Annotated in this window: 13 protein-coding genes; 9 read left to right on the top strand and 4 right to left on the bottom strand. The window is 71.3% G+C overall.

Going from position 1 to position 12,828, the window contains the following annotated elements:
• Nucleotides 1-3: 3 nt before the first annotated feature.
• The 4 genes from POF73_RS08860 to POF73_RS08845 all read left to right on the top strand — a co-directional run bounded on the left by POF73_RS08860 (nt 4) and on the right by POF73_RS08845 (nt 3,853).
• Nucleotides 4-873 carry an ABC transporter ATP-binding protein gene (locus POF73_RS08860; protein ID WP_272113978.1) on the top strand — a complete coding sequence of 290 codons (870 nt, stop codon included), beginning with the start codon at nt 4-6 and terminating at the stop codon, nt 871-873.
• Nucleotides 874-901: 28 nt separating this feature from the next.
• Nucleotides 902-1,117 carry a hypothetical protein gene (locus POF73_RS08855; protein ID WP_272113977.1) on the top strand — a complete coding sequence of 72 codons (216 nt, stop codon included), beginning with the start codon at nt 902-904 and terminating at the stop codon, nt 1,115-1,117.
• 170 nt (nt 1,118-1,287) lie between these two features.
• Nucleotides 1,288-2,550, top strand: a complete 1,263-nt coding sequence (locus POF73_RS08850) for a cytochrome P450 family protein (protein WP_272113976.1) — start codon at nt 1,288-1,290, stop codon at nt 2,548-2,550.
• A gap of 322 nt (nt 2,551-2,872) precedes the next feature.
• Nucleotides 2,873-3,853 carry an isocyanide synthase family protein gene (locus POF73_RS08845; RefSeq protein WP_272113975.1) on the top strand — a complete coding sequence of 327 codons (981 nt, stop codon included), beginning with the start codon at nt 2,873-2,875 and terminating at the stop codon, nt 3,851-3,853.
• On the opposite strand, the gene POF73_RS08840 is transcribed toward POF73_RS08845, so the two are convergent.
• Genes POF73_RS08840 through POF73_RS08830 form a run of 3 tightly spaced genes read right to left on the bottom strand, consistent with a single transcriptional unit; the run spans nt 3,823 to nt 6,619 of the window.
• Nucleotides 3,823-4,827, bottom strand: a complete 1,005-nt coding sequence (locus POF73_RS08840) for an ABC transporter substrate-binding protein (protein ID WP_272113974.1) — start codon at nt 4,825-4,827, stop codon at nt 3,823-3,825. The genes POF73_RS08845 and POF73_RS08840 overlap by 31 nt on opposite strands.
• On the bottom strand, nt 4,812-5,594 hold the full coding sequence (locus tag POF73_RS08835) for an ABC transporter ATP-binding protein (RefSeq protein WP_272113973.1): 783 nt from the start codon (nt 5,592-5,594) through the stop codon (nt 4,812-4,814). The genes POF73_RS08840 and POF73_RS08835 overlap by 16 nt, the downstream gene beginning before the upstream one ends.
• Before the next feature lie 2 nt (nt 5,595-5,596).
• Nucleotides 5,597-6,619, bottom strand: a complete 1,023-nt coding sequence (locus POF73_RS08830) for an iron ABC transporter permease (protein WP_272113972.1) — start codon at nt 6,617-6,619, stop codon at nt 5,597-5,599.
• A 393-nt stretch (nt 6,620-7,012) separates the two neighbouring features.
• Here POF73_RS08830 and POF73_RS08825 point away from each other — a divergent pair, with 393 nt between their 5' ends.
• From POF73_RS08825 to POF73_RS08805, 5 genes are all read left to right on the top strand, one after another.
• Nucleotides 7,013-7,495, top strand: coding sequence for a YfbM family protein (locus POF73_RS08825; RefSeq protein ID WP_272113971.1), 483 nt, complete (start codon nt 7,013-7,015; stop codon nt 7,493-7,495).
• A gap of 80 nt (nt 7,496-7,575) precedes the next feature.
• On the top strand, nt 7,576-8,310 hold the full coding sequence (locus POF73_RS08820; RefSeq protein ID WP_272113970.1) for an ankyrin repeat domain-containing protein: 735 nt from the start codon (nt 7,576-7,578) through the stop codon (nt 8,308-8,310).
• A 172-nt stretch (nt 8,311-8,482) separates the two neighbouring features.
• Nucleotides 8,483-9,895 carry a cytochrome P450 gene (locus POF73_RS08815; RefSeq protein WP_272113969.1) on the top strand — a complete coding sequence of 471 codons (1,413 nt, stop codon included), beginning with the start codon at nt 8,483-8,485 and terminating at the stop codon, nt 9,893-9,895.
• 199 nt (nt 9,896-10,094) lie between these two features.
• On the top strand, nt 10,095-11,573 hold the full coding sequence (locus tag POF73_RS08810) for an MFS transporter (protein WP_272114005.1): 1,479 nt from the start codon (nt 10,095-10,097) through the stop codon (nt 11,571-11,573).
• A 118-nt stretch (nt 11,574-11,691) separates the two neighbouring features.
• The gene (locus POF73_RS08805; protein WP_272113968.1) at nt 11,692-12,126 is read left to right on the top strand and encodes a hypothetical protein; all 435 of its coding nucleotides are present in this window, start codon (nt 11,692-11,694) and stop codon (nt 12,124-12,126) included.
• Nucleotides 12,127-12,135: 9 nt separating this feature from the next.
• On the opposite strand, the gene POF73_RS08800 is transcribed toward POF73_RS08805, so the two are convergent.
• Entirely contained in the window at nt 12,136-12,783 is a 648-nt protein-coding gene (locus POF73_RS08800; RefSeq protein ID WP_272113967.1) for an SGNH/GDSL hydrolase family protein, read from the bottom strand.
• Nucleotides 12,784-12,828 lie beyond the last annotated feature (45 nt).

The following is a 12,828-nucleotide window of genomic DNA, read 5'->3' as shown; positions in this document are numbered from 1 at the left end:
ACGGTGAGAGTCGACATCGAGGACCTGCACGTCGCCTACACCGGCCGTACGGTCGTCGCCGGTGCCCGGCTGATCGCGGCCGAGGGTGAGATCACCGGCCTCGTCGGCCCGAACGGCAGCGGCAAGTCCACACTCCTGCGCACCGTCTACCGCCATCTGAAGCCGGTCGCCGGGCGGGTCCTGCTGTCCGGCACCGATCTGCGCCGGCTGGCGCCCGCCGAGGCGGCCCGGCATGTCGCGGCTCTCCCGCAGGAGCGGGGCGGCGACTTCGAGCTGACCGTCCGCGAGGTCGTCGCCATGGGCCGTACGCCCTACAAGCGGGCCTTCGCCGGGGAGGACGCCACCGACCGGGACGTCGTCGCCCGGGCCCTCGCTGACGTCGGCATGGCACAGTACGCCGGGCGCCGCTTCACCGAACTGTCCGGCGGCGAACGCCAACGCGTCCTGCTGGCCCGCGCCTTCGCCCAGCAGCCCGACGTGCTGGTCCTGGACGAGCCCACCAACCACCTCGACATCCGCCACCAGGTCGAACTGCTAGCCATGCTCAGGACCCGGCGCCGCACGACCCTGGTGTCACTGCACGACCTCAACGCCGCCGCCTCCGTCTGCGACCGGCTGCACGTCCTGCACGACGGCCGCGTGGTCGCCTCCGGCCCGCCTCGCGAGGTGCTGCGACCCGCCCTGCTGGCCGAGGTGTTCGGCGTACGGGCGACCGTCGTCGACCACCCGCTGACCGGCGATCCACTGATCGCCTTCGATCACCGGGCCCCCGCGGACGGTCCGGGCGGGTCGGCGGCGGCGGCCGAAGCGCACACCCCCATGTCGGCCCCGAGCGGTGTGCTCGGGGCTGGTCCCGGGCGGTCACCCCGGTGAGCGTCCAAGATCGCGAAAGGTTGGGAACATGATCGACATCGAAGGCCTGGAGCCGGTGGCGACGTTCTGCGGCAACTGCGACTGCGGCTGTCCGCAACTGTTCGTCGACCCCACCGCCCCGGCCGAACGCCGAGTGGTCCTCACGGACGACTTCGGGCAGCGGGTGCAGATGAGCGCCGACCAGTTCCTGTCCCTGGTCGAGGACGCCAAGTCCGGCAAGTTGGATGCCATCAGCACGCCCTGACACAGGCCCGCAGGCCCGCAATCTCGCAGGCGGAGAGGCCGACAGCGCGTCGACCACCCCCCGACGCGCTGTCGTCCGCACCCCCGACGCGCTGTCGTCGGTCCCGCCCCCCGCACCCCGCGGCCGAACCCCCGCCGCCCCGAACCCGCCCTCCGAGGAGCCCCCCACCCATGACCGTCCAGGACCCGCTTCCGGCCGTGGACCCGCAGCCGCTGACCGACCCGGTCCCGCTGACGGGCTGCCCGTACAAGACCAACCCCTACCCCCTGTACGAGCGGATGCGCGAGGCCGGCCCGGTCCACCGTGTCCTGTTCCCCAGCGGTGTACAGGCGTGGCTCGTCACCGGATACGAGGCCGCGCACTCCGCGCTGAACGACGACCGCCTGGGCAAGAACCACGACCGGGGCAACGACCGTTGGCGTGCCCGAGCCTCGATCATGCCCGAGCCGCAGCACTCCCAGCTTCAGGCGCACCTCCTGCACCAGGACCCACCGACCCACACCCGCATGCGGCGCCTGGTCACGGACTCCTTCACCCCGCGCCGGGTCGAACAACTGGAGCCCCGTTTCCAGGAGTTGGCCGACGCGCTGGTCGACGCCCTGCCGGACACCGGGCCCGCCGACCTCGTCAGCGGCTTCGCCGCCCGATTCCCCTTCCTGGTCCTCGCCGAAGTCATCGGTCTGCCGGGGGAGTTGGCCGCGTGCTTCGACCGTGACTGGGGCAAGGTCGTCCAGCCGGTGGGGCCGGAGGATCCGGGGCGGCCGCTGTACGAGGCACGGCTGCACGGTCTGCAGAGCTATATCGCCGAAGTCGTCACCCACAAGCGGGAGCACGGGGACGACGACCTGCTGGGCCGCCTCGTCGGCGCCCGTGACCAGGGCGAACTGTCCCAGGCCGAGCTGGACTCGATGATCTTCCAGTTGCTGGTCGCGGGCCAGGAACCGGTCACCAACCAGATCACGACGGCCCTGATCGCCCTGTTCCGCCACCCCGACCAGCTCGCCCGCCTGCGCGACGACCCCGGCCTCATGCCCCGCGCCGTCGAGGAACTCCTGCGCCACGACAGCGCCTTCGAGCTCACCACCTGGCGCTTCTTCGACCGGGACAGCGACCTGTACGGCACCGAGATCCCGGCCGGTGACTCCGTGATCGTCTCCCTGTGCGCGGCCAACCGCGACCCGCGCCGCTTCCCCGCCCCCGACACCCTCGACCTGGACCGCAGCCCCAACCCCCATCTTGCCTTCGGCCACGGCATCCACTTCTGCCCAGGCGCCGCCCTCGCCCGCGCCGAACTCCGCATCGCCCTCGGCACCCTGCTCGCCCGCCTGCCCGGCCTGCATCTGGCCATCGAGGACGGCGACATCGAGTGGATCCCGGCCGTCCTGGGCCGCGGCACGAACCACCTGCCGGTCGGCTACGACCGACGGCTGTGAGGGGGCCTCCGAGGCCGCCGAGACCTCCGAGGTGAGGGGGCCTCCGGCTGACCGCCTCCGGCTGACCGCCTCCGGCTGACCGCCTCCGGCTGACCGCCTCCGGCTGACCGCCTCCGGCTGACCGCCTCCGGCTGACCGCCTCCGACTGACCGCCTCCGGCTGACCGTCTCCGACTGACCCTGGATCCGGACCCGGGCCGCCCCCGGCCCCGCCCCACCCGCCACCCGATCCCGGCCTCCGACCGATCTCGCCCGAACCGACCACAAGCGCCCGGCCCGCCGAGGCGCCACGCCGTCATGCCCGCACGCCCCTGGAGAAACCCATGCTGCTGACGACCGCACCGGACACCCTCACCACCCTCCCCACCACGACCGGCGCGGAGATCCTCGACCTGCTCCTGCCGTACCACCGCACGACCGACCAGGCCCCCGCCAAGGCCGAGGCGTTCCCCCGTCAACTGCGCCGGATCACCGACTTCGTCCGCGAAGGAGCCCCCATCGTCTTCACCCTGCCCGGCTTCCCCTGCAAGTCCCCCAACCCGGCCAAGACCCTGGGCCACCTCCCCGACATGGGCGAACGCCTCTCCCTCGGCTTCCTCGACGCGCTGTGCGCGCGGATCGAGCGGATCCATCCGCCCGGCGCCCGCGTCGTCATCTGCTCCGACGGCCATGTCTTCGGCGACCTGATCCGCGTCCCCGACGAGCACATCGACGCCTACGCCGACGAACTGCGCGCCCTCATAGAGCAGTCGGGGCTGCACCGCCTGTCCGTCTTCGACCTGCGTGACGTCCTCGGCGACCTCCCGCACGACACCAAACGCGCCCACGTCCTGGACCGCTACGCCCCCACCCCGGACGCCCTGCGAGACGAGGTCCGTGCCGACCCCGTCACCCTCGCGCTGTACCGGGGCGTGACTCGGTTCCTGGTCGAGGACGCCGTCGACTTCAGCGGCACCCGCTCCGCCCTCCAACGCGAGTGCCGCAGACGGGCGTACGGCGTGATCCAGCGCAGCCGGGCCTGGGGCGCGCTGATCGCCGAGCACCATCCGCGCGCCGTACGCCTGTCGATCCACCCGCAGCCGGCCGGCGCCGCCAAGTTCGGCATCCGGCTGCTCGACGCCCCGGACGTCTGGACGACCCCCTGGCACTCCGCCGCCCTGCGTGCGTCCGACGGGAGTTGGACCCTCATGCCGCGCGCCAGGGCACAGCGGCTCGGCCGGCTGGTCCGGCGGGACGGCCGGCCCAGCCACTTCGAGCGGTCGGACGCCGACGGTCAGTGCTTCCCGGCCACCGTGCGCAGATAGGCGCCGAGCCGGGCGACGGCGGACGGGTTGCGGGGGCTCTCGACCAGGTCGACGTAGTCGAGGACGAAGATCCGCTTGTGCTTGACGGCGGGGACGTTGCGCAGCGGCGCGTAGGACAGCAGGAACTTCTTCTTCTGCTCGGCGCTCATGTCGCCGTAGTCGCAGATCACGATGACGTCCGGGTTGCGCTCCACGACGGTCTCCCAGCCGACGGTGGTCCAGGAGTCCTGGACGTCGTGCATGACGTTGACTCCGCCGGCCTCGCTGATGATCTGCTCCGGGGCGGCATAGCGGCCGGAGGTGAAAGGCTGGTCCTGGCCGCTGTCGTACAGGAACACCTTCGGCCGGTCGGCGCCCTTGGGTGCCTGCGCCCGCACGTCGGCGATCCGATTCTTGAAGTCGGCGATCAGCGCGGCGGCCCGCTTCTCGACTCCGAACAGCTTTCCGAGGTTGGTGAGGTCGGTGTACAGGGCGTCCAGGGGCGGCATGATGCCGCGCGTGGTCTTCGTACGGCCGTTGCGGCAGGACTCGGTGAGGATGTACGAGGGGATGCCGAGCTTCTTCAGGGCGTCGGGGGTGAAGCCGTCGTCCTCGCGGAAGCCGTAGTTCCAGCCGGCGAAGACGAGGTCGGCGCGGGCGTCGAGGGCGTTCTCCCTGGTGAGCTGGTCCTTCGACAGCCACTTCACCTTCTCGTAGCCGTCCTTCCACGGCACACCGGTCAGATCGCCCTTGTCGTCGGGCATGGCGAACCCGGCCATGCGGTCCTCCAGACCCAGCGCGAACATCAGCTCGGTGATGCCGACGTCGTTGGTGACCACGCGCTCGGGGACCTTGTCGAAGGTGACCCGGCGGCCGCAGTTGGTGAGGGTGACCGCGGCGGACTCGGTGTCCGCCGACTTCTCCACCGTGGCTCCGCAGCCGGTCGCGGTGACGGTCGCGGCCAGGCAGAGGGCGGTGGCTATGAGCTTGCGCATGTGGGTCCTTGGGGGAGGAGGTCGAACAGGAGCTGGACCACGCCGGTCTCCGGATGCCGTACCGGATGGGCACGGACGCCGAACACCTCGGCGAGCAGGTCGGGGCGAAGGACCTCGTGCGGGGCGCCGGAGGCGACGACCCGGCCGCCGTCGACGACATGGAGGACGTCGCAGTGCGCGGCGGCCAGGTTGAGGTCGTGCAGGGCGGCCAGCACGGTCAGGCCGCCGGCCCGCACCAGGGACAGCACGTCCAACTGGTGGGCGATGTCGAGATGGTTGGTGGGCTCGTCCAGGACCAGCACCTTCGGCCGCTGGGCGAGCGCGCGGGCGATGAGCACGCGCTGCTTCTCGCCGCCGGACAGCGCGAGGAACCCGCGGTCCGCAAGATGGGAGACGCCGGTACGGTCCATGGCCGCGGCGCAGATCTCCTGGTCGGCGGCGGCCGTACGGTCCCGGTGCGGCAGCCGCCCCATGGCCACGACCTCGGCGACCGTGAAGTCGAACTCGGCCGACGACTCCTGCGGCAGCGCGGCCAGCATCCGGGCGGCGGCCCGGGGAGCCATGGCGTGCACGTCGTCCCCGTCCAGCCGCACCACGCCCCCGGACGGACGCAGCGCCCGGTACACACAGCGCAGCAGCGTGGACTTGCCGCTGCCGTTCGGGCCGACGAGCCCGACGAACGCCCCGCTGTCCACGGCGAGCCGGATGTCGTCGACCAGCCGCGCACCGGCCGCCTCGACCGTGACGCCCTCGATGTCGAGCCGCATGCTCACCGACCCCCGAACGCATAGCCGCCGCGGCGCATCAGCAGCAGGAACGCGGGCACCCCGACCACGGCCGTGATCACCCCGACGGGCAGTTCGGCGGGGGCGAGAAGGAGCCGGGAGAGCAGGTCCGCCCACACCAGCAGCACGGCCCCGGCGAGCGGCGCCACGGCCAGCACCCGCCGGTGATCGGCGCCCACCAGCATCCGTACGACATGCGGAACCATCAGCCCGACGAACCCGATGGCCCCGCTGACCGCGACCACCGTCCCGGTCACGGCGGCCGTGACGAGGAACAACTCCCGGCGCAGCCGAGCCGGTTGGACGCCGAGCGTGGCGGCCGTCTCGTCCCCCATGGCCAGCGCGTTCAGTGCCTCGGCCCGCCGCCGCAGCCACGCCCACCCGGCCGCCACGGTCACCCCGGCGATCGGCACCTGCGCCCAGGTCGCCCCGCCCAGACTCCCGAGCAGCCACATCATCGCCGACCGGGCGGCCTCGCCCCGGGCCGCGCCGAACACCATGACGGTGGTGACGGCCTCGAAGCCGTACGCCAGTGCCGTCCCGGTCAGGATGAGCCGCAGCGGGCTGAGGCCGTGCGGCGACCGGGCCACGGCGTACACCAGAGCCGTCGCCGCGAGCGCCGACCCGAAGGCCGACAGGGACAGCGCCCATACACCGAGCCCCGCGAACGCCCCCAGCAGGATCACGGCGTTGGCGCCCACCGCGGCGCCCGAGGAGATGCCCAGCACGAACGGATCGGCGAGCGCGTTGCGCACCATCGCCTGCACGGCCACCCCGACGGCCGCGAGCCCGGCCCCGACGACCGCGCCGAGCACGACACGCGGCAGCCGGATCTCCCAGACGATGGTGTACGCGGACACGTCCCGCGCGTCGATGGTCCCGCCGGTCAGCCCCGCCCCCAGCAGCCGGAAGACGTCGCCCCAGCCGATCCCGGCGGCGCCGAGTCCGACGCCGCAGAGCAGTGAGACGAGCAGGAACAGACCCAGCCCCAGGACGAGCGGCACCACGGGGAGACGTGACGCACCGGATCTCGGGGGTGCCGGTATCCGGGTCGGACTTCGGAGCACGGGCGGGCGGTCCTTCGCCTGGGGCCGCCTGCGAACATCGAGCAGGGAGGCAGCCGCTACGACCGTGCCGGCCGCGTGGTCCCCTCTCGCAGTCCACGGCGAGCAGTCAACGGGTCGTGCCGGCCACGGGCGATCGGGCTCGCGCGACGGACGACCAGGTCCCCGCGCACACCGTTGCGGGTCAGCGCCGGACTCTCACCGGACTTCCCCCGCGGGAGGCCCGGGGAGCGTAACAGACAGGCCACGGCCCGATTGTCAGTGCCCTGTGGAACACTCGCCGTCGTTGATCGGCCAAGGGCCGAACAGGCAGTACACAAGGGGGAATCACCGGCCATGGGCATGTACATCTCGTTCACCGCCGCGACGACCGAGGAGCTGGACCGGGCGGTCAAGGACCCGAGCTGGGCCGATGAATACGTCTACGACCTCTACGACAGCGACGACGACCCGATACCGAACCGTCCCGACGTCGGCCTGGACAAGGCATGGGCCGGCCTCCAGTTCCTGCTCGACGAGACCGACGTGGAACTCGAATTCATGATGGACGGGTTCGTGATCGTGGAGGAAGGCACCCTGTTCGGTTACTCCGTGAAGGATGTCGAGACCGTGGCACGGCAACTGCGGGCCACCCCGTGGGAGCGGCTGGCGGAACACTACGACCCGGAGCGGATGGTCAAGGACGACGTGTACCCCCGCACCTGGGACGTCCACGACGGCTCGCTGGAGTGGCTCCGGAGCACCTACGACGAACTGGTCGAGTTCTTCGGCGAGTCCGCCGACCGTGGGCTCGGGGCGTTCATGACCTTCAGCTTCTAGGCCGCGTCCGGCCTCCGGGGTGCGTCCGCAGGCGGAGGCGTTGTCGGTGGGCCGTGTTATCCAGGAGGGGAACCTGGGAGGTGACCCGATTGCTGATCGATACGACCGCTCCGCTCGCCCGTGCCGCCGTGGAGGCGATCCGGACGGGCGACGTGGCGGCGCTGGAGGACCTGCTCACCGCTCATCCGGGGCTGGCCACGGCACGGCTGGGCAACATGCGGACCACACGGACCCTGCTGCACGTCGTCACCAACTGGCCCGGCCATCTGCCGCACGGCCCCCGGACGGTGAGCGCGCTCGTCGCCGCGGGCGCGGAGGTGGACGCGCGGTTCACCGGCGCGCACCACGAGACACCGCTGCACTGGGCGGCCAGCAGCGACGACGTACCCGTCCTGGACGCGCTGCTCGACCTCGGCGCGGACATCGAGGCCGACGGCGCGGTCATCGGCAACGGCACGCCGCTGGCGGACGCGGTGGCCTTCGGGCAGTGGAACAGCGCGCGGCGACTGGTGGAGCGCGGCGCCCGCACCACCCTGTGGCAGGCCGCCGCCCTCGGCGAGGCCGACCGGGTCGCCGCCTGCTTCACGGCCGAGTCCGGCCCACCCACCGAGCAGGAGGTCACCGCCGCAGTGTGGTGCGCCTGCCATGGCGGGCAGCGCGAGACGGCCGCCCACCTGCTGCGGCGAGGCGGTGACATCAACTGGGTCGGCCACGACCGGCTGACCGCCCTCGACGCCGCCCGGCGCTCCGGTCACGACACGCTGGTCACCTGGCTGCGCGACCAGGGGGCGAAGTCCGCCGAGGAGTTGGTCTGATGCCGGGCGGACACGGGCAGGGCGGAGGATGCGAGCCGTCGGCGTACGACCGCCGCACTCGTCGCTCACACCCCTCGTTCACCTGCGAGGGGTGCTGGGGTAGGGTCGCGGGCGTTGTCGGCTACTGACTGGTAGTGCACCGGTGCGGGGAGTGTCTGAGGACGGGGGGCAAATGGAGTCCGAGGCGGGCGGGAACGGATCCGTGGGCGTCGACGGCACCAGGCTGGAGGAGCTGTCCCCCCAGCCACTGCTGACCCGCGACTACGAGACACGTCCCTCCCTCGTGTACGAGCGGCTGAGGCAGCGGCACGGCCCTGTCGCACCGGTCGACCTGCTGGGCGTCCCCGCCTGGCTGGTGCTCGGCTACCGGGAGGCACTGCAGGTACTCCAGGACGACGACGGCTGGCCGAAGGGACTGGAGAACTGGCGGGCCCGCTCGGACGGTGAGGTGCCCGCGGACTGGCCGCTCGGGCCGTCCCTGGAGGTCAACCACGTACTGATCCAGGGCGGTCCCGGACACGGGCAGCTGCGTACGGCGTGGGACGCCGCGCTCAAACCGTTCCAGGACCCCGCGCACCCCCAGGCGAAGCGGCTCAAGGCGGCCGTCACCGCCTACGCCGACGAACTGATCACCTTGGTCGGACAGGGCGGCGGCACGGGCGTGGCGGACCTGTCCGCGCAGTTCTCCCGCCCGCTGCCGCTGATGGTGGCCAGCCATCTCCTCGGCTTCCCCGGTTCCCAGGGCGACGACGCGCTGATGGACATGTGGCGGGTCCTCGACGCGGGCCCGGACGCCGAACCCGCCCTGGAGCGACTGCTTGCGACGCTCGCCGAACTGGCGGCCGTGAAGCTGAAGGAGCCGGGCGACGACTTCCCCTCCCAGCTGCTGGCCGCGCATCCCGGACTCTCCCTCGACGAGCTGGCCCGTGAGCTGTTCATGCTGCTCGGCATGACCTCCGACCACGTCGGCATCCTCATGTCCAACACCGTGGTCGAGGTCATCTCCGGGGACGGCGGCGTTCGCGCCAGCCTCTCCGCCGGGATGATCAGGGAGACCATGAACCGGGTGGTCATGCGCAAACCGCCGCTGGTGAACTTCGTACCGCGCTTCGCCGCCGAGGACACCGCACTCGGCAACTACACGATCCGGGCCGGTGACCCGGTGTGGGTGTCCTCCGCTGCCGCACACGCCGACCCGCTCTTCGCCGGCCATGTGGCACCGAACAGCGCGATCAGCACCCGGGCGCACCTGTCCTGGGGGGCGGGCCGCCGCCAGTGCCCGGCGCGGGAGCTGGCGTCCACGGTCGCGGCGGTCGGTGTGGGCCGGCTGTTCGAGCGGTTCTCCCATCTGGACCTCGCCCTCCCCGCCGACCAATTGCCGTGGCGCTCCTCGCCGTTCATGCGCGGCCTGCGCTCACTACCCGTACGGTACGAACTGCCCTCGGTGCCCGAGCGGCCGGCGGTACCGAAGGCGACACCTGAGTCGGCACCGGGAACGGCCGATCCGGTGCTGCCGGACCGGTCCGCCCGGCAGCGCTCGTCACTGTGGCGCTATCTGACAGGCCTCATTCGCAACGGACGCTGACCTGGTCGTCCCGGCCCGGCTCGGCCCGGCTCCGTGATCGACTGGATGCCCGTCCGGCAGCGGCGTACGGTCGTATGGTGGCGGGAACCAGCCACCGAACCCCCGCCCACGGCGCAATGCCATGAGCAATCCCGAGCCGACACCCGAAGCGCGGACCACCCCGCAGGACACGGAGCGGGGCGACGGCCGCGGCAACGGCATGGCGCTGCTGGTCATCGCGTCCTGTCAGTTGATGGTGGTGCTCGACATCACCATCGTGAACATCGCCCTGCCGGACATCCAGCGCTCGCTCGACTTCTCCACGACGAGCCTGTCCTGGGTGATCAACGCCTACACGCTCACCTTCGGCGGACTGCTGCTGCTCGGCGGCAGGATGGGCGACATCCTCGGCAGACGGCGTGTGTTCGTCTTCGGCGTCCTGCTCTTCGTCCTCGCCTCACTGCTCGGCGGCCTCTCCCAGAACGAGTGGCAACTCCTCGCCGCGCGCGCCCTCCAGGGCGTCGGCGGCGCCATCGCCTCCCCGACCTCCCTCGCCCTGATCAGTACGACCTTCCGTGAAGGACCTGAACGCAACCGGGCGTTCGGCGTCTTCGCCGCGGTCTCGGCGGGCGGCGGTGCGATCGGGCTGCTGATGGGCGGGATCCTGGTCGAGTGGCTCAACTGGCGCTGGGTGCTGTTCGTCAACGTGCCCATCGGACTGCTCATCGTGCTCGCCACCCCGCGCTGGATCCGGGAGTCCGAGCGCCACCCCGGGCACTTCGACCTGACCGGGGCGCTGACCTCCACCATCGGCATGGTGCTGCTGGTGTACGGGTTCATCCGGGCCGCGCAGGACGGCTGGCGGGACCCGCTCACGCTGGCCGCGTTCGGGGCGGCCGTGGTCTTCCTGCTGCTGTTCATCCTGGTCGAGCAGCGCTCCCGGCAGCCGATCACACCCCTGCACATGTTCGCGGACCGCAACCGCGCGGGCACCTACGGCATGATGCTGAGCCTCGCCGCCGCGATCTTCGGCATGTTCTTCTTCCTCACCCTCTTCGTGCAGAACGTGCTGGACTTCAGCCCGCTCCAGGCCGGTCTCGCCTTCCTGCCGGTGAGCGCCGTCATCGCGATCGGCGCGGGGCTCGCCTCCCAACTCCTGCCGAAGTACGGGCCCAAGCCGTTCATGGTGACGGGCGCGATCCTGGCCGCGGCGGGCCTCTCCTGGCTGACCCTGACCGACGTCGACTCCACCTACGCGGGCAGCATCCTCGGCCCGATCCTGGTCTTCAGCCTCGGCATGGGCATGGAGTTCGTGTCCCTGACCCTGATGGCGCTGTCCAACGTGGCCACCCATGAGACCGGCGCCGCCTCCGGACTCCTCAACGCCACCCAGCAGGTGGGCGGGTCCCTCGGGCTGTCCATCCTGGTCACCGTGTTCGGTACGGCCAGCAACAACGAGGCCGACACACAGATCCCCGCCTTCCTCTCCCAGGCGACCCCGCCGGAACGGCTGCGTTTCGAACGGACCGGGCAGCTGCCGACGCAGTACGCCGACGAGATCCTCACCGCAGGAGTCTCCGCCGCCTTCATCATGGCCGCGATCTTCACCGCGATCGCCGCGGTGATCGCCCTCCTCGTCATCCAGGTCCGCCCCTCCGACCTGGAACGGCTCCAGGGCGGAGGCATGCCGACGCCCTGAGGAGTCGCGCTCGACGGGGTGAAGGCACCGGAGAACCCCTACCTGAACGGCGCGCAGCCGAACATCGCGAGCAGCGAGGGCCGCCGAATCCCCGAACGGCCGGTCATATGATCGGCGCGTGGACGCAGCCGACCGTGATGCCCAGCGCCTGCCCATCGCCCTGTGGAGTGCCGCGGGGCGGCTCAGGAAGATGGCGTACGAACTGTTCCTGGAACACCAACCGGCAGTCACCTGGCGCGAGTTCGCGAAGTACGGCGCGACGCCGGGGATGCAGGTCCTGGGGGTGGCGATCGATCTCGGGGACGGCCGCGCCATGGACTGCGGACTGACCGTCGCCATGTCGCCGGAGACCTTCTCCGTCGAGGCGGACATCGGCGTCGACGCTCCGGAGGACGTGGAGAACAACGGATACCGCTACCTGCTGGAGATCCCGATGGCGCTCGTCGGCTCGCTCGACGAGTGCCTCCGGCTGATCGAGAGCCAGGTGGACCGACTGACCGAGACGGCACCGCACTTGCTGCGCGAGCTGCGGTCGGACGCCGCGCAGGGCTGACCGGCCGGGTCAGCCGCCGATCCGTGCCGCGATGACCGGTGCCAGCCGGTCGGCGATGACGCGGTGCCCCTGGTCGTTGGGGTGGACGGAGTCCGTCAGGTCGCCGGAGCCCAGCCACCCCGTGGTGTCGACGAAGGAGAGCCGGCTCTCGCCGCCGTCGACAGCCGTCTTGACGGCGGCCTCGGTCTGCGGGACGTACCGGCCGCGGAAGGTCTCCAACGCGAAGATCCAGGCCCGCGGAAAGGCGGCCCGGACCTTGCGCAGCAGACTGGAGTACGCCGACTGGAACTGCGGGGAGCTGACTCCGTGCCCCACGTCGTTGGTGCCCAGGTTGATGACGACGGCGTCCGCCTGATAGCGGGAGAAGTCCCAGTCCGGCGTGGACGAGTTGGGGTTGAGCCGGGCGAACTGCTGCTCCAGGCCCACGCATCCGTCGGCGGTGGCGACCAGACAGGCGCCGCCCTGGGCGATCTGGGTGTGCTCGGCACCGAGCCGCTCGCCGATCAGCCAGCCGTACGCGGTACGGGCGTTCTGCGAGGTCGTGGTACCCACGGTGATGGAGTCACCGACGAACTCCTGTGGTGCTCGTGTGATGCCAGGGGCGCATGTGACAGATGTGACGCTCAATTCGATGTGTGATTCGTGGGGAAAATGCATGCGACAGGTGCAGCCGGTGTGACGACGTTCACCCCGATGTGGCGG

This window comes from Streptomyces sp. HD, from assembly GCF_028369295.1.
GTDB lineage: Bacteria > Actinomycetota > Actinomycetes > Streptomycetales > Streptomycetaceae > Streptomyces.
Note: the sequence above shows the minus strand (reverse complement) of the source record. Positions and strands in the feature narration are given on the sequence as shown.

What these genes read in the sequence shown, in the direction of transcription:
- POF73_RS08855 (WP_272113977.1), top strand. Translation starts at nt 902, where the DNA reads ATGATCGACATCGAAGGCCTGGAGCCGGTGGCGACGTTCTGCGGCAAC.
- POF73_RS08850 (WP_272113976.1), top strand. Translation starts at nt 1,288, where the DNA reads ATGACCGTCCAGGACCCGCTTCCGGCCGTGGACCCGCAGCCGCTGACC.
- POF73_RS08845 (WP_272113975.1), top strand. Translation starts at nt 2,873, where the DNA reads ATGCTGCTGACGACCGCACCGGACACCCTCACCACCCTCCCCACCACG.
- POF73_RS08840 (WP_272113974.1), bottom strand. Translation starts at nt 4,827, where the DNA reads ATGCGCAAGCTCATAGCCACCGCCCTCTGCCTGGCCGCGACCGTCACC.
- POF73_RS08835 (WP_272113973.1), bottom strand. Translation starts at nt 5,594, where the DNA reads ATGCGGCTCGACATCGAGGGCGTCACGGTCGAGGCGGCCGGTGCGCGG.
- POF73_RS08825 (WP_272113971.1), top strand. Translation starts at nt 7,013, where the DNA reads ATGGGCATGTACATCTCGTTCACCGCCGCGACGACCGAGGAGCTGGAC.
- POF73_RS08815 (WP_272113969.1), top strand. Translation starts at nt 8,483, where the DNA reads ATGGAGTCCGAGGCGGGCGGGAACGGATCCGTGGGCGTCGACGGCACC.
- POF73_RS08810 (WP_272114005.1), top strand. Translation starts at nt 10,095, where the DNA reads ATGGCGCTGCTGGTCATCGCGTCCTGTCAGTTGATGGTGGTGCTCGAC.
- POF73_RS08800 (WP_272113967.1), bottom strand. Translation starts at nt 12,783, where the DNA reads ATGCATTTTCCCCACGAATCACACATCGAATTGAGCGTCACATCTGTC.